The organism is Pseudarthrobacter leeuwenhoeki (assembly GCF_055412885.1).
Genome location: NZ_JBVAYY010000003.1, coordinates 101153 through 118376, shown reverse-complemented (window position 1 = coordinate 118376; position 17224 = coordinate 101153). Strand labels below are relative to the sequence as shown.

General features: G+C 66.7%; 15 protein-coding genes. 3 read left to right on the top strand and 12 right to left on the bottom strand.

Annotated elements, in window-relative coordinates; genetic code table 11:
• Window positions 1–16: 16 nt before the first annotated feature.
• From ACZYX4_RS03615 to ACZYX4_RS03605, 3 genes are all read right to left on the bottom strand, one after another.
• Window positions 17–1117 (bottom strand): NADH:flavin oxidoreductase/NADH oxidase, encoded by a 1101-nt coding sequence (locus tag ACZYX4_RS03615; protein ID WP_463873731.1) that lies wholly within the window; start codon window positions 1115–1117, stop codon window positions 17–19.
• Window positions 1117–2127 (bottom strand): co-chaperone YbbN, encoded by a 1011-nt coding sequence (locus tag ACZYX4_RS03610; protein ID WP_463873729.1) that lies wholly within the window; start codon window positions 2125–2127, stop codon window positions 1117–1119. The genes ACZYX4_RS03615 and ACZYX4_RS03610 overlap by 1 nt, the downstream gene beginning before the upstream one ends.
• Before the next feature lie 144 nt (window positions 2128–2271).
• A complete protein-coding gene (locus tag ACZYX4_RS03605) occupies window positions 2272–4080 on the bottom strand; it encodes a DUF8094 domain-containing protein (protein ID WP_463873727.1) in 1809 nt (602 codons plus the stop codon).
• 307 nt (window positions 4081–4387) lie between these two features.
• On the opposite strand from ACZYX4_RS03605, the gene ACZYX4_RS03600 reads away from it, so the two are divergent.
• On the top strand, window positions 4388–5581 hold the full coding sequence (locus tag ACZYX4_RS03600) for an AI-2E family transporter (RefSeq protein WP_463873948.1): 1194 nt from the start codon (window positions 4388–4390) through the stop codon (window positions 5579–5581).
• Between the two features lie 25 nt (window positions 5582–5606).
• On the opposite strand, the gene ACZYX4_RS03595 is transcribed toward ACZYX4_RS03600, so the two are convergent.
• The gene (locus ACZYX4_RS03595; RefSeq protein WP_463873725.1) at window positions 5607–6428 is read right to left on the bottom strand and encodes an alpha/beta hydrolase; all 822 of its coding nucleotides are present in this window, start codon (window positions 6426–6428) and stop codon (window positions 5607–5609) included.
• Window positions 6429–6476: 48 nt separating this feature from the next.
• Window positions 6477–6830, bottom strand: coding sequence for an ATP/GTP-binding protein (locus ACZYX4_RS03590; RefSeq protein WP_463873722.1), 354 nt, complete (start codon window positions 6828–6830; stop codon window positions 6477–6479).
• A gap of 59 nt (window positions 6831–6889) precedes the next feature.
• Here ACZYX4_RS03590 and nucS point away from each other — a divergent pair, with 59 nt between their 5' ends.
• The gene (nucS, locus tag ACZYX4_RS03585) at window positions 6890–7585 is read left to right on the top strand and encodes an endonuclease NucS (RefSeq protein ID WP_463873720.1); all 696 of its coding nucleotides are present in this window, start codon (window positions 6890–6892) and stop codon (window positions 7583–7585) included.
• 516 nt (window positions 7586–8101) lie between these two features.
• Complete coding sequence (locus tag ACZYX4_RS03580) at window positions 8102–8305, top strand: cold-shock protein (RefSeq protein WP_024365900.1); 204 nt, start codon at window positions 8102–8104, stop codon at window positions 8303–8305.
• 80 nt (window positions 8306–8385) lie between these two features.
• On the opposite strand, the gene ACZYX4_RS03575 is transcribed toward ACZYX4_RS03580, so the two are convergent.
• From ACZYX4_RS03575 to atpA, 7 genes are all read right to left on the bottom strand, one after another.
• Window positions 8386–10938 (bottom strand): bifunctional lysylphosphatidylglycerol flippase/synthetase MprF, encoded by a 2553-nt coding sequence (locus ACZYX4_RS03575; RefSeq protein ID WP_463873717.1) that lies wholly within the window; start codon window positions 10936–10938, stop codon window positions 8386–8388.
• Window positions 10935–12326, bottom strand: a complete 1392-nt coding sequence (locus tag ACZYX4_RS03570; protein ID WP_463873715.1) for an alpha/beta hydrolase — start codon at window positions 12324–12326, stop codon at window positions 10935–10937. Before ACZYX4_RS03570 ends, ACZYX4_RS03575 begins: the two co-directional genes overlap by 4 nt.
• 5 nt (window positions 12327–12331) lie before the next feature.
• Window positions 12332–12763, bottom strand: coding sequence for a DUF2550 domain-containing protein (locus ACZYX4_RS03565; protein ID WP_463873714.1), 432 nt, complete (start codon window positions 12761–12763; stop codon window positions 12332–12334).
• A 10-nt stretch (window positions 12764–12773) separates the two neighbouring features.
• On the bottom strand, window positions 12774–13058 hold the full coding sequence (locus ACZYX4_RS03560; protein WP_307459655.1) for a F0F1 ATP synthase subunit epsilon: 285 nt from the start codon (window positions 13056–13058) through the stop codon (window positions 12774–12776).
• A 1-nt stretch (window position 13059) separates the two neighbouring features.
• The gene (gene atpD / locus ACZYX4_RS03555; protein WP_463873712.1) at window positions 13060–14514 is read right to left on the bottom strand and encodes a F0F1 ATP synthase subunit beta; all 1455 of its coding nucleotides are present in this window, start codon (window positions 14512–14514) and stop codon (window positions 13060–13062) included.
• An 81-nt stretch (window positions 14515–14595) separates the two neighbouring features.
• Window positions 14596–15489 (bottom strand): F0F1 ATP synthase subunit gamma, encoded by an 894-nt coding sequence (locus tag ACZYX4_RS03550; RefSeq protein ID WP_463873709.1) that lies wholly within the window; start codon window positions 15487–15489, stop codon window positions 14596–14598.
• 76 nt (window positions 15490–15565) lie between these two features.
• Window positions 15566–17203, bottom strand: a complete 1638-nt coding sequence (atpA, locus tag ACZYX4_RS03545) for a F0F1 ATP synthase subunit alpha (RefSeq protein ID WP_463873707.1) — start codon at window positions 17201–17203, stop codon at window positions 15566–15568.
• Window positions 17204–17224: the final 21 nt, after the last annotated feature.

The following is a 17224-nucleotide window of genomic DNA, read 5'->3' as shown; positions in this document are numbered from 1 at the left end:
GGCGGATACTGTCCTGTTAGAAGGAGTGGCGGGGAATGGCCCGCTCGTACTGCGGCGGCCATGCCATCTCATGGCCCAGCTCGAAGGCGGCCCGCAGCCACCAGTGCGGATCCCGGAGGGCGGCCCGGGCGATGAAGACCCCGTCAGCCTGGCCGGTGGCGACGGCATGCTCCGCCTGGCCGGCAGAGGTCAACAGCCCGACGGTGCCGGTCTTGACTCCGGTTTCGCGCCGGATCCGGGCGGCGAAGCCGGTCTGGTAGCCCGGTCCCAGCGGGATCTTCTGGTAGGCAACGGCGCCACCGCTGGAAACGTCCACGAGGTCCACGCCGTGGTCAGCGGCCGCCCTGGCCATCCGTACCGAGGCCTCGACGTCGACGCCGCCCTCGGCCCAGTCGGAGGCCGAGATCCGGAGCAGCAGCGGCATGGAGTCGGGAATGACGTTGCGTACGGCATCGACCACGGCGAGGGTCAGCCGGTTCCGGCCTGTCTCGTCACCGCCCCAGCGGTCGGTGCGGTCGTTGACGAGCGGGCTCTGGAACTGGTGCAGGAGGTAGCCGTGCGCGCCGTGGATTTCGATCGTGTCGAAGCCGGCTCCGACGGCCCGGACGGCAGCGGCAGCGAAATCCGCGATGACTCCGTCGATCTGCCCTTCCGTCATCGCCGAGGGAGCCTCGTAGCCGTCAAAGGCACCCGCGCCGGGACCAACGGTGGGCCAGCCGCCGTCGTCGGCAGGAACGGTGCCCTGCTTGCCGGAAAAGGGCCAGTACGAGGAGGCCTTCCGGCCGGCATGCGCCAGCTGGGTGCCGATCTTGGTCTCTGCCGGGCCGTGACGGTGCACGAAGGAGGTGATCCGTTCCCATGCTGCCGCCTGGTCGTCGTTGTAGAGCCCGGCGTCCCGGGGGCTGATCCGCCCGGCGGCGTTCACGGCCGCGGCCTCGGTGAGGATCAGGGCTGCCCCGCCGGTGGCGAAGGAACCCAGATGCATCAGGTGCCAGTCGTTGGGGACACCTTCCCCGGTTTCCGGCCCGCAGCTGTACTGGCACATGGGAGACACCCAGCCGCGGTGCTGCAGGTGCAGGGAGCGCAGTTCCAGCGGCGCGAAGAGGGCAGAACCCACTAGAAGAGCACCCGGGCAAGGTTCTGGCGCGCCTTCGCCACCCGGTCATCGCCCGTGCCGACGACGTCGAAGAGTTCCAGCAGCCGGACCCGTGCCGTTTCGCGCTCCGGGCCGAAGTTCCTGCCGATGAACGCAACGATCCGGCCGAGGCCGTCCTCCACGTGTCCCCCGGCGATGTCCACGTCGGCCACGCTGAGCTGGGCCTGAAGGTTGTCCGGCTCGGTGGCGGCCTGCTGGCGCAGCGCCTCGGTGTCCGCGGCGGCGAGCGGTGAGAGCCTGCCCATCAGCTCCACCTGCGCGAGCCCGGCCTTGGCCTCGGCGTCGGCGGGCATCTCAAGGAGTGCCTGGCGGTAGGCGTCCGCGGCGGCAGCGTAGTCCCCGGCCTCGATGGCGTCGAACGCCTTCTGGTGCAGGGGCGGCAGCGGCGGAGCCTCAGGCTCGGCAGCGCCGGGTCCGCCCGTGCCGATTTGTCCGGCCACGCCGTTGGCGGCGGCGACCTTGAGCAGTTCGTCCAGCAGGCTGCGGACCTGCGGTTCCTCGGCGCCGCCCTCGAAGAGCGGGACGGGCTGGCCGTTGACGAGGGCCACGGCGGTGGGAACGGCCTGCACCTGGAAGGCCTGGGCCAGTTGCGGGAACACTTCGACGTCGGCGGCGCCGAGGACCAGCCGGCCTTCATAGCCGTCCACGATCCGCTCGAGGACATCGACCACTCCGGCGGAACCGGGCGAGTAGGCCGCCCACAGCGCGACGACGACCGGGACCTGGGCCGACAGCTCCACGAGTTCCTGGAAATTGGCTTCGGTGATGTCAACCCGGAGCGGACGGCGGGGTTGCTCCGCGTCACCATGGCCGGCGGCAGGCGCCCCGGGCCTCCCGGGTGCGCCGGTGGCGCCGGGCGCGGCCGGCGGCGCCGCGGGGCGCTGTTTGAGGGAGGACAGGTCGACCGCACCCCGCAGGTTGAGCGGGTTGGCGGCAGCTGGCGGGACCGGGCGTGAAGCTGGCGAAGTCATGGCTCCACTCTAGCCATATCGGCCCGGGCCGGTGCCACTTGACGGAGCCCGGGCAACAGAAAAGACCCGGCCCTCGGGCCGGGTCTGTTCTGTCGGCACTGGTTCTGCCGGTGCCCCGGGTATCTGCAGCTGCTGTGGCCGGGCCTACTTGAAGGTGGCCCCCACGAGGCCACGGGTGGCGGCCACGAGCTTCATCGGGTCCTGGGATCCGGCCGGCGGGATGTAGACGGCCACGGACTCGGCGAACTTCAGCACCATGCCGGTGCTGGTCTCCTTGCCGCCGGCCAGGGCCGCGGCGTCGTCACCGATCGTCAGCTTGTCGCCGGCTGCTTTGGGGGTGCCATCGAACGCGAAGTCCAGGCGGCCCATGGCCAGTGCCCCTCCGTCGGCCGTCCGGAACACCACAACGCTCTCCGGGGCCATCTTGTGGGTGAAGGAGAAGGTACCGTTGACGCCCGATTTCACGACATCGGTCTGGTAGGCCAGCGTGTCCGCAATGTACGGGGAGGACGCGCCCTCCACGAGCTTGTCCTTGAACGCGGAGTCGGCGGAGTTCAGCCGGTCGCCCAGGCTCCCCATCGCTTCCTCGCCGCTGTACAGCAGACCGGTCTTATCTGCCGGTGCCAGCGTCTCGGTCCCGCCGCGGGCGATCCCGGGGAACGTCGTTCCCGGCTGCAGCGGCGTGGTGAGGACCAGTTTGAAGTTCTCCCGCGGCGACGCCTGGGTCAGGGTGAGCAGCTGCGGCACGACGTTCCCCTCGCCCTGGGTGACCGCCATAACAGTGCGCGGCCAGCTGCGCTGCTCGGTGATCACGGTGGTGAGCAGCTTCGTGGCACGGACCGGCATCCGGGGCTCATACGAGCCGACCTGGGAGCGGATCTTGTAGTTCTGCGTGCGGATCTCAAGTTCGGGTCCGGCCACGCGCGGCGCCAGCTTGCTGGCGTCCTTGGCCGCGTCCCCGGCGTCGACCGCGCCGGCAACCTGCTCGAGGATGCGGCGGAACTGGGCATCAACCAGGACCGGCGAAGCCGGAGCCTGCTCCGCCGCGGCGGAGGAAGTTTCCGGTGACGGGGCCGGCGTCTGGCTGGCCTGGGCCGCCACGCCGCTGCCGGCGACGGCAGCGGCTGTCAGCACGGCTACGACCGCTCCGGAGCGCCGCAGGCGCTGTGCCGCGGTGCCCGGCGCAGCGGTGAGCTGCCCGGCGGCTTTCGTCGTGGCGACGTTGGCTTCGGAGCCCCGGGGAGCAGGGCCCTTGGAATCAGCGGCCGGTCCCCCGCTCCCGGAACTGGCACTCCCGGAACTGGCGCTGCCGGCATCGCCGTTGCCGGTCCCGGCCCGGGTGCTGGACTTGGGCTTCAGCACCAGCAGCGCGGCGCCGGCCAGGATCAGCAGGCCGCCGATCACCATCAGGGGAACCGCCCACGGAGTGGAGGTGTCGTTCGGGAACGTCATGGTGATGGACGTGGGGGCCGGCTTGGTGCCGTCCGTCGCGAGCAGCAGCGTCCAGTCGCCGTCGGCCGGCGGGGTCCAGTTGTACTTCAGCTCGCCGCTGGCGTTCTCCGTGCTGACCCAGAGGTCCGAGCCGGCCGGCGAGGGCGCGGTGGCCTCCCCGTCAGCATGGGTCAACTGCAGCGCCTTGCCGTCCTCGGAGACGCCGGTGACGGTGTTGTGCGCGGTGGCGCCAACCCAGGCATCGACGTCGTCAGGGCGGCCGGCGGCCAGCATGAAGCTGCCTTCAGCCTTGACATTGATCGTCACTGTGCCCTCGTGCAGCGTGCGGAGCTTCTCGTCAAAAACGGTCAGCGGCGCGGCGGTGGCACCTGAGGGGGCGGTGGCGGTCACGGTCTCCGGCGGAGCCCAGAATGTCTTCTGGCCGATTCCGGCCAGCAGTGTCAGGAGGCCCAGCAGCACTAGTGCAACTGCAGTCTTGAAACGCAAAATATTACCTATCATCAGCGGACACGTAGCTTCAATAGTAACCGTTTTGTTACCACCGAGTCAGATAGGACTGGATGTCAACCCCTCCCGGGTCCCGGCGGAAGCTCCAGAAAGAGCGCCTTGACAAGCCTGCTGATAGTGTTTGCGGTGATCATCACACTGGCGCCGCGCACCGTCTTCGCCGGGGATATACAGAGAATAAAGGGCTTTCAACGCAGTGACTGAACACAAGGACCCGTCCCCCCCAGGACCGGAAGAAACCCAGGAATCCGGCAGCACGGTGGACAGTCCGCAGGAGCAGGTTTCCCCCCGCCGCGTGGCCATGGCCGGAGTCCTGAACTCGATGGCACACCGCCTGCGCCAGCCCCTGCCGGGAGCCCAGCCGCGGCTCCGTTTCGAGATGCCTCCGGAGCATGAGGACGACGAGACGACGCCCGGGACCGAGCCGGGCACCCGTTTCGGTAATCCCGGCCCGCAGATGTCCTCCCAGCACCCCCTCTACGTCGGGTTCATGGGGACTGTCGGCGTCGGCGTGGCCCTGCTCGTCTACTGGATCGGCTCCAACACGACCCAGCTGATCCTTTGGATCGTGGCGGCGCTCTTCATCGCCATGGGCCTGGACCCGGTGGTGCGCTGGCTTGAGGGGAAAAAGCTCCCCCGCGCCGCGGGCATTGTGGTCGCCGTTTCCACCCTGGCACTGGGTGTCGCAGCCTTCTTTGCCACGCTGATCCCCACGATCGTCCAGCAGGTCACCCAGATCGTCGAAGAGGCGCCGCGCTGGATCACGGACTTCATCAACTCCGACTTCTTCCGCAGCATCGACAATCAGTACGGGGTGCGCGAACGCATCACCCAGGAGCTGGAGAAGTTCGTCAACGACCCGCAGGCGATGGGCGGCATCTTCGGCGGTGTCCTCGGTTTCGGCTCCACCCTGGCCAACGGACTCTTCGGCGCCCTGATTGTGCTGGTGCTGAGCCTTTACTTCCTCGCCGCCCTGCCGGCCATGAAGAAATGGGGCTACCGGCTTGCCCCGCGGTCCCGCCGTGCCAGGGTCGAGGCCCTGTCCGAGGAAATCACCGGGTCGGTGGGCAACTACGTGATCGGCCAGGCCGTCGTCGCCCTTGTGAACGCAACCTTCGCGTTCATTGTGATGACAATCGTCGGCGTCCCGTTCGCCGTCCTCCTGGCTTTCGTCGTGGCCCTGCTGGCCTTCATTCCCCTGGTTGGCGGCCTGATTGCCGGTGTCATTGTCACGCTGATCGCCCTCACGGCGGGCTGGCAGACCGCCGTGCTCTATGCCATCTGCTACTTCGCCTACCTGCAGTTCGAGGCCTACTTCATCTCCCCGCGCATCATGCAGAAGGCCGTCGCGGTGCCCGGCGCCGTCGCCGTCATCTCGGTGATCGCCGGAGGCAGCCTGCTCGGTGTCCTGGGCGCGCTGATCGCCATCCCCACGGCGGCCGCCATCATGCTCCTGGTCAAGGAACTCTTCATCGTCCGCCAGGATAAGCGCTAACAGGCACTGACAAGGCGCGAGGCCCTCAGGCGTGCGCCGCGGCCACCGGACCGGCCCATTCCTGCGGCAGTCCAGTGCGGGTGTTGCCGGCACCGGCACCGCCGGATCCGCCCGGCAGCACTTCCTCGACAATCTCATTGAGCACCCGGCCGGCGTACTTCTCCCCCACCCACAGGTGCTTGGCGCCGTCCACGCCCACGACGCGGGCCTGCGGCACCACCCCGAAGCGCTCCGTCGCCTCGGCCGGCTGCAGGTAATCGTCAAGCTCGGGAACAAGGACCTTGAGCGGCTTGCCGGAGGCTGCCCATTCCTTCAGGTGCACTTCGGTGGCCCGGTGCAGCGGGGGCGAGAGCAGGATGGCACCTTCCACCTCGGAGGCCACCGGTTCCGAGGCCCCGTACATCAACGCGAGCTCGGTGCCGAAGGACCAGCCCACGAGCCAGCGGTTCGGCAGGCCGCGGTCGACGGCGAACTTCACGGCTGCCTCGACGTCGAGGCGTTCGCCGATTCCCTCCTCGAACGCTCCACCGGAAGTTCCCCGCGGTGATCCGGTGCCGCGTGTATTGAACCGGAGCACCGCGATTCCGGCCAGGGCGGGCAGCCGGTAGGAGGCTTTCCGGTAGAGATGCGAATCCATGAAGCCGCCGTGGGTGGGCAGCGGATGGAGCGTGATCAGGGTGGCCTCCACCTCGCCGGACTCCGGGAGCGCCAGCTCGCCGACGAGCCGGTGTCCGTCGCTGGTGCGGAGCTCCACGTTCTCCCGGCGGGCCGGGAGAACGGTGGAGGCGCGGATCGCGGTCGGTGCGGAAGGCTGGCTGAAGACGTACGACGCCGGGTCAAAACTCATACGTCCAGCTTAGCGAAGGCGCCCTGGCGAAACAGCCCGTGCCGGCATTCAGCGGTACCGGTAGCTGCGCGAGGTCCAGCAGTTCGTATGCCAGTGCCGGCGCTCCGCCAGGCCCGCGGCAGCCCCGAACAGATGGGATTCGGACCACACGACCAGATGCGCCACGCCGGGCAGCACCGCCGTCGAACAGCCCGGACAGATATAGGTCTTCTCCGCCCGGCCGGCGGTCACGGGCCGGACCGACCACTCGCCGTCCGGCGCACTCTCCCGCCGCGCAAAGCCCGAGCGCGCACGTTCCAGGTCCAGCCCCGGCGCGGGTCCGCCCTTGACTCCGGGCTTGGCGGCCTTGCCGGAGCCGGCGCGTCCTGGCACGGCTCGGCGGGGGCGGTTGGAACGGGGCATGGTTCCATTCTGCCCCAGTCCGGGTGCCCGTTGTCCCTGCAGACGGTATTGTTGACCGGGTGCGTTTAGTCATAGCCCGTTGCTCCGTTGATTATGTCGGCCGGCTCAAAGCCCATCTCCCGCTCGCCACCCGGCTCCTGTTGGTCAAGGCCGACGGTTCCGTCTTGGTCCACTCCGACGGCGGATCCTACAAGCCGCTGAACTGGATGAGTCCCCCGGCGTCCCTGCGGGTCTCCACCCCGGACGAGGTCGACGTCGAAATCGGCGTGATCGAGCAGTGGACCGTCCAGTCGGCCAAAACCGACGACCGCCTGATCATCAACATCCATGAGCAGCTGCATGACACGTCCCATGAGCTGGGCCAGGACCCCGGTCTGATCAAGGACGGTGTGGAGGCGGACCTGCAGCGGCTGCTGGCCGACCAGATCGAACTCCTCGGCGCCGGGTTCTCCCTTATCCGCCGCGAGTACTTCACCGCCATCGGCCCGGTGGACATCCTCGCCAGGGACGCCAAGGGCGCCACAGTGGCCATAGAGCTCAAGCGCCGCGGCGACATCGACGGCGTCGAACAGCTCACGCGCTACCTCGAACTGCTCAACCGGGACCCCCGCCTGGCTCCGGTCCGCGGCATCTTCGCCGCCCAGCAGATCAAGCCACAGGCCAAGGTCCTGGCGAACGACCGCGGCATCGACTGCGTCACCCTCGACTACGACGCCATGCGCGGCGTCGACGACGTCGAATCCCGGCTCTTCTAAGGGTCCCCGCACCGGCCTTCGAACCGGTGTCGGGTCAATCCTGGCCACGGCCGGCATGACCTTCAGCACGTCCTTTAAGATGACCGGCATGGACCATGCCTCACCCAGGTGCCGGCTGTACTAAATAAGGGAAGTGGCCACAGTCGATTGTGGCGTCATAAGGGAAGTGGCAATAGTCCATTGTGGCGTCAGACCAGGAGCGCTGCTGATAAGCGGCTGTCCAATATGGGCAAAAGGGGCGCCTGCATTCCGCGGCGAAATCGTTAGTCCATACTTCGTACAAATTTTATGCCAATTGTGCGCCGGGCCCGTTGACCTGACGCAAATGGCATGAAATTCTTAGACCAGTCTTTGTGTAGGTGTTTTTTCATGCTCGCAAGACATGTTGCGAGCGTGAAGCTCCTGCCGCCGAAGTCCGGTTGATCCGGTCCCACAGCCAGAGTTCTTCTCGCGGAGTGACCAAGTCCGGCACGAAGTGTGCCGGCCTTACCCAGGATCCACAATGAGGAGAAATACATGGCACAGGGAACCGTCAAGTGGTTCAACGCTGAAAAGGGCTTCGGCTTCATCACCCCGGATGACTCCGATGGCGATGTCTTCGTTCACTACTCTGAAATCCAGACCGGTGGGTTCAAGACCCTCGACGAGAACGCTCGCGTTCAGTTCGAAATCGGCCAGGGCGCCAAGGGCCCCCAGGCTACCGGCGTGACGCTGGTCTAGTACCCCGCAGCGGAACTGCCAGCGGCAGTCTCCGCGCAGAAATGGTCCCCGCCCTCCGTGCCGGGGACCATTTTTTTGCTTCAGCGCACGAGGGTCCTGAGCAGCCGCGCACTTTGCCGCACGGACAATCCGGGCAGATAGGCCCGGCTCAGTGCCCTGCCCATGGCGGGCAGTTGCAGAGGGTCCTGGTAATAGAGGTACAACGTCCGGTAGTCGGGCTTGAACCGGGCCTTGAAAGTAGCCAGTGAACGGAAACCGTACACGGGCTCGAGCGCTTTTCCGACGACGTCGAGGATTCTGGCCAGCGCCTCGGGCCCGGCCTTGTCGCCGGCATCCGTTAAGGTGTCAGCTTCTTTCGCCAGCGGGGATCCGGACAACGAGATGACCTCCACCGAGCTCCGGAGCTCCTGCACCGCCGAGGAAATCAGGAACTCCATGACGCCGGGGAAGGCATCGCCGCGCCGGCGCATGAAGTCCAGCGTCCAGCTCACCAGGCGGCCGTCCGCGTACACCGGCAGCCAGCTGGTGACGCCCTGGACCTGCCCCTCGGCGTCCACCGCAAGGCAGCAGAGCACCTCCGGGTCCTCCAGCTCATCGATGCCACCGAGCGTGAAGCCCATCTCCGGAACGGACTTCCGGGCGGCCCACTCCTCCGAGACCTCGATCAGCTGGGCGCGCACCGCCGGCGCGAAGTCAGCGTAGCGGCCCCACACCGCGCGCACCCCGGTCTTCCTGGCCCGGTTCAGGGCGGTCCGGACGTTCTGCCAGTCCTTGCCCTTGAACTCGAGCGAGCGCACGGCCAGCCGTGTCTCCTGTGCCACCGCCACCCGACGGAACCCGCGGCCTTTCAGCAGCGGCCACAGCTCGTCGGTGCAGGAGTAGAAGCAGGGAATGAGGGCATGCTCGGCGCAGTACCGGATGAAGCCCGCCGCGGTCTCCTCGCGGAACGCCGCCGGGCCGAAGGGTCCCGCCAGCGTCAGCGCGACGTTGCCATGCAGCTGGTAGGCCACTCCCCCGCGGCCGTCCGGCGCGAACCAGTACTTGTTGGGCTCCCACAGCGCCATCCAGGACAGGGAATCGCCGCCCTGGCGGATCAGGCTGCGGGCCACGTCGCGGTCGCCCGCCCCTGCGTCGCTGTGGTGCAGCCGGCGCTGCAGGACCAGCCAGACGGCGGCCAGGGCAATGGTCCAGAAAATAATGCCGGAGGCGGCGAAGAGAAAACCCTCGACCGCGTCGCGGCCCTCGAAGATGCGGCTGTAGATTCCGGGGATGGGCAGCGGCAGGTACTGGCGGGAGAGCTCGGCAGCAAGGCCCAGCAGGCCGCCGTCGCGGTCCATGCCGCCGGCGGCCAGCCAGACTGCGGTATAGCCGGACGCCAGTACGAGCCAGGTGCCGCCGACCACCGCGGCGAGGGCCCGGCGGGCCCGGGGACTTGTCTCGACGCGGAACTGGCGGCGGTTCGCCGCGAGCAGGACAACGAGCACGAGCGGAACCATAACAAGGGGCAGCACGTGCACGAACCCTGACCCCATCACGCCGGTGTGCGGCCGGTTGGCGTACTGCGGAATCCTGGCGAACAGGGAGAGGTAGACGGCCGCCATGGCGGTCACGGCGAGTTGGAGGGTGATCGCGATCCGCAGGGCGAGCCGGCGGCCGTGCCGCATGCCGTCGGCGCAGATGAGCAGGAGCACCACGGGCACCACAGCCAGGGCGAGGCCCAGCGGCCCGGCGAAACCGGCGCGCCCGGCCTCCAGGCAGGTGGTGTCGATGGTGCCGCCGCAGTTCTGCTCCAGTTGGTTCAGCGTGGGCAGCGGGTTAAGCACGATGTCCCGCAGCAGCGCCAGCGGCCCGGTGGGGGTCCGGACGGTGGCCGTCAGGATGGGTCCGACGGCGAAGATCGCCACGGTGAGTGCGAGCAGGTTGCGGGTTTCCCTTCCGGTGGAGCGGTGCCGGTGCAGGGTGCCTTTGTCGCCCTGGATCCACCATCCGGCCGCCAGCCCCGCGAGTGCACCGGCGAACCCGACGACGGTCTCCGCATGCCCCACGTAGAGTACGAGCATCAGGGAGACGGAGACGACGGCGGTGCGCAGCCGCCGCTGCCACAGCGTGGGCAGCAGCCCGCTGGACGCCAGCGAGACGGCCAGGACGGCCGCGTACGGGCCCATGAGCCGCGCATCCACCATCACGCCGAGCCAGCCGTCGTCAGCGTAGCGGGCGAGTTGTGTCACCAGCAGGAACAGCGTCACAGCGGCGAACTGGGCGGCGAAGTAGAACACAGCCGTGCGCCGCGTACCGAGCTGCCGCTCGGCGAGACCCAGCAGCAGGAGGATCATCAGCACGGCCGAGGCGTAGGCCAGCAGGTTCGTGGCGAAGAACATCGAACTGAACAGCGGCCACCAGCTCCCGGCCTTCAGCCCGGGGGCACTGACGGACGCCACGTCCAGCAATGATTGCGGCGGCCCGGAGAGGAAGCTTCCGGTGGCCGCGCCGGTGATCAGGAAAGCCGCGAGGACACCGAGGGTGAACGGTGTGGCCCGCAGGTGGCCCAGCGACTGCCGCAGGCCCTCGCGGCCCAGGCCCAGGAGGGAGCCGGCGCCGGTCCCGCGCTGCCCTGCCGTTGCTGCCGGGCTCACTGCGGGATGCCCCAGCGGGACGCCAGGAAGTCGAGCCCGGCGGGCAGCCCCTTGGACCCGGTGTCCCAGGAGTGTCCCGCACCGGGTACCAGCCGCGCTTCCACGGTGAACCCGGCGGCGCGCGCAGCGCCGGACAGAACCTCCAGGTAGCCGACGAATTCAGGGTCCCGTTCGCCCGCGGCGAAGTAGATGGCGTGGCCCTCAAAGCGGTGCTCCCGCATGAGACGCAACGGTGTCTGCCGGTCGAAGGCTTCGGTGTCGCCGCCATAGGCGGCTGCAATGGTCTTCTCCCGCTCCTTGGCGAGGGCGGGCTCCTGTTCGCTCGAAAAGGCCAGGGCGGAGCTGTAGATCTCCGGATGACGGGTCACCATCTGCAGGGCGCAGGTCGCACCGAAGGAGAATCCACCGGCCGCCCACTGCTTGGGGTCCGGATCCACGTCCAGCGTCCGGTTGATCCACGCCGGCACGTCCGCGGCGAGGAACGTGTCGGCGCGGGCGATCCTGCTGTCCAGGCAGAGGGTGTTGCCCGCGGCGGAACCGTTCGGGTCCACGACGACCACTACCGGAGCCACGCCCCGGTGTGCGGCTGCATACCTGTCCATGCGGCTGCGCAGTGCCCCGCCGGTGAGCCAGTCTGCCGGGGCGCCCGGCTGGCCGGCGAAGAGGACCAGGACGGGAAGGGCCGGACGGGGCGAGGCCTGGTAGGCCGGCGGCAGATAGACATACGCGTCCCGGCTTTCAAAGCCCGAGGTGGTGCCGGGGATTCCGGCCCGCCGCAGCACGCCGCCCCCGGGCAGGTCAGCCGGCGGGTTCCACCCGGCCAGGGGAACGGAGGTGGAGGGCCCCGGGCCGCGTTTCAGCGTCTCTTCCAGTGGCTGGATCCGGGCCAGGGCGGTGCCCGTCAGGTCACTCACCGTGTGGTTGAGGCCAAAGTAGCCGTTGATCTGGACGGCGGAGAGCAGGACGACGCCGAGCAGGGCGGCCGTGGACACCGCCGTCGTCCGGGCCGGGCGCCGGGGGCCGTCGCGGCCAGTGGCCCGCGCGCCGGTGGGCCGCCAGGTGCCCCACAGGCGCGTCAGCCAGAGCAGCAGCGCCGCGACGGCCGGAAGGGACCAGGCCAGGACCTCGCGCGGCAACTCCCCGGGGAAAACGGAAAAAACATAGATCATCGCCCAGTGCGCCACGGCCAGCAGCGCGGCGGCCGCCAGGGCCGCGGCGGCGGGGGGAAGCAGGACAGCCAGCCAGCGGGCGGCCGCTTCACGTCCGGTGGCAGCACGGGCGGCACGTCGTCCGCCCCACAGCAGGTAGAGCAGGCCCGCGGTGCCCGCAGTCCAGGCAATCCAAAGCACCGGCCCGTCGACGATCCGGAGGTCTTCGAGAAAGTCCATCAGGCCTAGCGCCAGGTACCGACGCCGACGACGGGCCCGGCCTCAAGCCAGGATGACAGCCCCGCGTAGGCGTCGAAGCGCATGGCCAGCAGCACTTCCTGCCCTTCGTACCGGAGTTCGACTATCACGGCGTCGGGCTGGACATTGACAAGTTCGGATTCGGTGGGTTTGCGCCGGCCGGTCAGCACAAGCGAACTCCGGCGGAAGGTGTGCTTCGGCCGCATGCTCAGCGAGGCAAGGCGGAACCACTCAAGGTCGTTGTCCTGATAACGACAAACCCCCATCTGCCAGCTGTTTCCAGCCATGCAAATGGAGGCGTCCACCGTGCCCAGGGCGCGCCGCAGATTGAAGCGGCGCACCCCGGAAAGGCACAGTGCAAGTACCAGCAACGCAAAGACCGTTGCCAGGACGATGAACGGAAAAGCAGTATCGTTCATCAAGGTCGTGCTAGCGGATCCCCGCAGTAGCCGCGTCGCCCATTTGGGCGTTGTCAGCAACAATGACGACCCGGTTGTTGTCGACGGAGAAGAACCCGCCGTCGACAACTACGGCAATGCGGTCACCGGAGACCGGCTGGATTGCCAGCTCACCTTCGGCCAGAATCGCCAGCAGGGGCGCGTGGCCGGGCAGGATTCCGATTTCACCATCGCTGGTGCGGGCCTTGACCATCGTGGCCGCTCCGGACCACACGAAGTGGTCCGCTGCGACAATCTCAACCTCAAGCTCAGCCATATTACTTGGTCTGTTCCTGGATCTTGGCCCACTGGCGCTCAACGTCATCCAGGCCGCCGACGTTGAAGAACGCCTGCTCTGCAATGTGGTCGAGTTCGCCGTCACAGATCGCGGTGAAGCCTTCAACGGTGTCCTTGATGCCCACAGTGGAACCCTCGACGCCGGTGAACTGCTTGGCGGTGTAGGTGTTCTGCGACAGGAACTGCTGGATGCGGCGTGCACGCGACACGACGATCTTGTCTTCTTCAGAGAGTTCGTCAACGCCGAGGATGGCGATGATGTCCTGAAGTTCCTTGTTCTTCTGCAGGATCTGCTTCACGCGGACGGCCGTGTTGTAGTGGTCGTTGCCGATGTACTGCGGATCCAGGATGCGGGAAGTCGACGTCAGCGGGTCAACGGCCGGGTACAGACCACGGGAAGCGATTTCACGGGAAAGTTCCGTGGTCGCGTCGAGGTGTGCGAAGGTCGTGGCCGGGGCCGGGTCGGTGTAGTCATCTGCGGGAACGTAGATGGCCTGCATCGAGGTGATCGAGTGGCCCTTGGTGGACGTGATGCGCTCCTGCAGGAGTCCCATCTCATCAGCCAGGTTGGGCTGGTAGCCCACGGCCGACGGCATGCGGCCGAGGAGGGTGGAAACCTCGGAGCCTGCCTGGGTGAAGCGGAAGATGTTGTCGATGAAGAGCAGCACGTCCTGGTTCTGCACATCGCGGAAGTACTCCGCCATGGTCAGGGCCGACAGGGCCACGCGCAGACGCGTTCCCGGCGGTTCATCCATCTGGCCGAAGACAAGGGCGGTGTCCTTGAGGACGCCTGCCTCTTCCATTTCAACCCAGAGGTCGTTACCTTCACGGGTACGCTCGCCGACACCGGCGAACACCGAGGTGCCGCCGAAGTTGCGGGCAACACGGGTGATCATTTCCTGGATCAGCACGGTCTTGCCGACGCCGGCACCACCGAACAGACCAATCTTGCCACCCTTGATGTACGGGGTGAGAAGGTCGATGACCTTGATGCCGGTTTCCATCATCTCGGTGGAACCCTCAAGCGTCGCAAAGGCCGGAGCCTTGCGGTGGATGGGCCAGCGCTCGGTAATTCCGAGTTCCGACTCAGTCACGTCCAGCGGCTGCCCGAGGACGTTGAAGATGTGTCCCTTGACGACGTCGCCGACAGGAACGGAGATGGGGGCACCCGAGTCCACTACAGCGGTTCCGCGGACGAGGCCGTCGGTTGCCTGCAGGGAGATGGCGCGAATGACGTTGTCGCCGAGGTGCAGGGCAACCTCGAACGTGATGGTCTTGGTCTCACCGTTGAGAGTAATCTCGGTGGTGAGTGCGTTGTAAATCGAGGGGATTGCGTCAGCCGGGAATTCGACGTCGACAACCGGGCCAATAACACGTGCAATACGGCCGGTAGCACCGGTCGTCGCGGCTACGTGTTCGGTAGCAGTGGCAGTCATCTCTCTCACTTCACTCAGTAGATGGCGTTGGGGTTAAGTTTACTTTGGTGCAGGTACAGCAGGATCTCAAAACCGGGGTGGCTAGGACGCGTTCAACGCGTCGGCACCAGCCACGATTTCAGAAAGCTCCTGCGTAATTTCAGCCTGGCGGGCAGTGTTGCGCAGACGCGTGAACTTCTTGATGAGGTCCGTGGCGTTGTCGCCGGCGGACTTCATCGCCCGCTGGCGGGCAGCGAGCTCCGAAGCTGCTGCCTGCAGCATTGCGGCGAAGATGCGTGATTCGATGTAGCGCGGCAGCAGGGCGTCTAGAACCTGCTCCGTTTCCGGTTCGAATTCGTAGAGCGGCAGGAGGTCCGATTCGGACGCAGCCTGCTCTTCGACAACCTCAAGCGGGAGAAGACGGATAACCGTCGGCTCCTGCGTGACCATGGACTTGAAGCGGGTGTAGACGACATGGATCTCGTCGACGCCGCCCTCTGCATAGTCCGTCGCAAAGTCAGACAGCAATGCGTCGCCGATTTCCTGTGCGGTGGCAAACTCCGGCGCATCCGTGCCGCCGGTCCAAACGCGCCCGTAAGGACGGTTCCGGAAGTCGAAGTAGGCCTGCGCCTTGCGGCCCACCAGGTAAAACTTGACTTCCTTGCCCTCCTCGACGAGCAGCTCGTTGAGGCCTTCCGCCTGCTTGAGCACGCTCGCTGAGTACGATCCTGCAAGGCCACGGTCCGAGGTGATTACCAGGACGGCGGCCCGGCGGATCTGCTCCGGTTCGGTGGTCAGCGGGTGGTCGATTTCGCTCTGGCTTGCGACAGCAGAAACGGCACGCGTGATGGCGTTTGCGTAAGGCAGTGAAGCTGCTACGCGTGCTCGGGCCTTCCCGATGCGCGAGGTAGCGATCAGTTCCATCGCCTTGAAGATCTTGCGCATCGACGTCGTCGAGCTGATCTTCTGGCGGTAGACCCGGATCTGGGCTCCCATACTTATCCTTTCCTAAGATCCCGATGGCCGGGACTGCCGGAACCTAAGTGGGCTCCGGCAGTCCCTGCCAGCGAAACTAGCGCTTCTGCTTGACGATTTTTTCCTGGTCGACCTGTGCCTCATCGATGGGGGCATATTCTTCGTGCCCCGCACCAACCAGGAGGTTGTCTCCCTCGCCGAAGAAGCCCTTCTTGAAGTCCACGATCGCGGTCTTCAGAGCTTCTGCAGTGTCATCGCTCATGACGTTGGTCTGGGCCAGCGTCGTCAGGATGGAGGATTTGTGCTTGAGGTGCTCCAGGAACTCGGTCTCGAAACGGCTGATGTCCTCAACCGGAACGTCGTCGAGGTACCCCTTGGTGCCGGCCCAGATGGAGACGACCTGGTTCTCAACCGGGAACGGCGAGTACTGGCCCTGCTTGAGCAGTTCCATCAGGCGTGCGCCACGGGTCAGCTGCTGGCGCGATGCGGCGTCGAGGTCCGACGCGAACATTGCGAACGCCTGCATGTCGCGGTACTGAGCCAGTTCCAGCTTCAGGGTACCGGAGACCTTCTTCATGGACTTGACCTGGGCGGCGCCGCCCACGCGGGAAACGGAGACACCCACGTCGACGGCCGGACGCTGGTTGGCGTTGAAGAGATCCGACTGCAGGAAGATCTGGCCATCGGTGATGGAGATCACGTTGGTCGGGATGTAGGCGGAGACGTCGTTTGCCTTCGTCTCGATGAGCGGCAGGCCGGTCATCGAACCTGCACCGAGCTCGTCGGAGAGCTTGGCGCAACGCTCCAGCAGGCGGGAGTGCAAGTAGAACACGTCACCCGGGTAGGCTTCGCGTCCCGGCGGGCGGCGGAGCAGCAGCGACACTGCACGGTAGGCCTCGGCCTGCTTGGAGAGGTCATCGAACACGATGAGGACGTGCTTGCCGCCGTACATCCAGTGCTGGCCGATGGCCGAACCGGCGTACGGTGCCAGGTACTTGAAGCCTGCGGGGTCAGACGCGGGGGAAGCCACGATGGTCGTGTACTCCAGTGCGCCGTTGTCCTCAAGGGTCTGACGGACAGCCGCAATCGTGGATGCCTTCTGGCCGATGGCTACATAGATGCAGCGCACCTGCTTGTTGACATCCCCGGAGGCCCAGTTGGCCTTCTGGTTGATGATCGTGTCGATGGCAATAGCCGACTTGCCGGTCTGACGGTCACCAATGATCAGCTGGCGCTGGCCGCGGCCGATCGGGATCATGGCGTCAATAGCCTTCAGGCCGGTCTGCATCGGTTCGTGAACCGACTTGCGCTGGGTCACGCCGGGCGCCTGGAGTTCCAGTGCACGGGTGGTTTCGGCCTTGATCTCGCCAAGGTCATCGATGGGCTCACCCAGCGGGTCGACAACGCGGCCGAGGAAGGCGTCGCCCACCGGTACGGACAGAACCTGTCCGGTGCGGTGAACTTCCTGGCCTTCTTCGATACCGGTGAAGTCACCGAGGATGATGACGCCGATCTCGCGGACGTCGAGGTTCTGGGCCAGGCCCAGGGTGCCGTCTTCGAAGCGAAGCAGCTCGTTCGCCATGACCGAGGGAAGGCCCTCAACACGGGCGATGCCGTCACCTGCGGTTGTTACACGGCCGACCTCTACGCGCTCTGCGTTTCCGGGTTCGTAGGACGCCGCGAACTCGTTCAACGCATTACGGACGTCGTCGGCGTTGATGGTCAATTCGGCCATCTGCAGTCCCTGCTCTCCTGT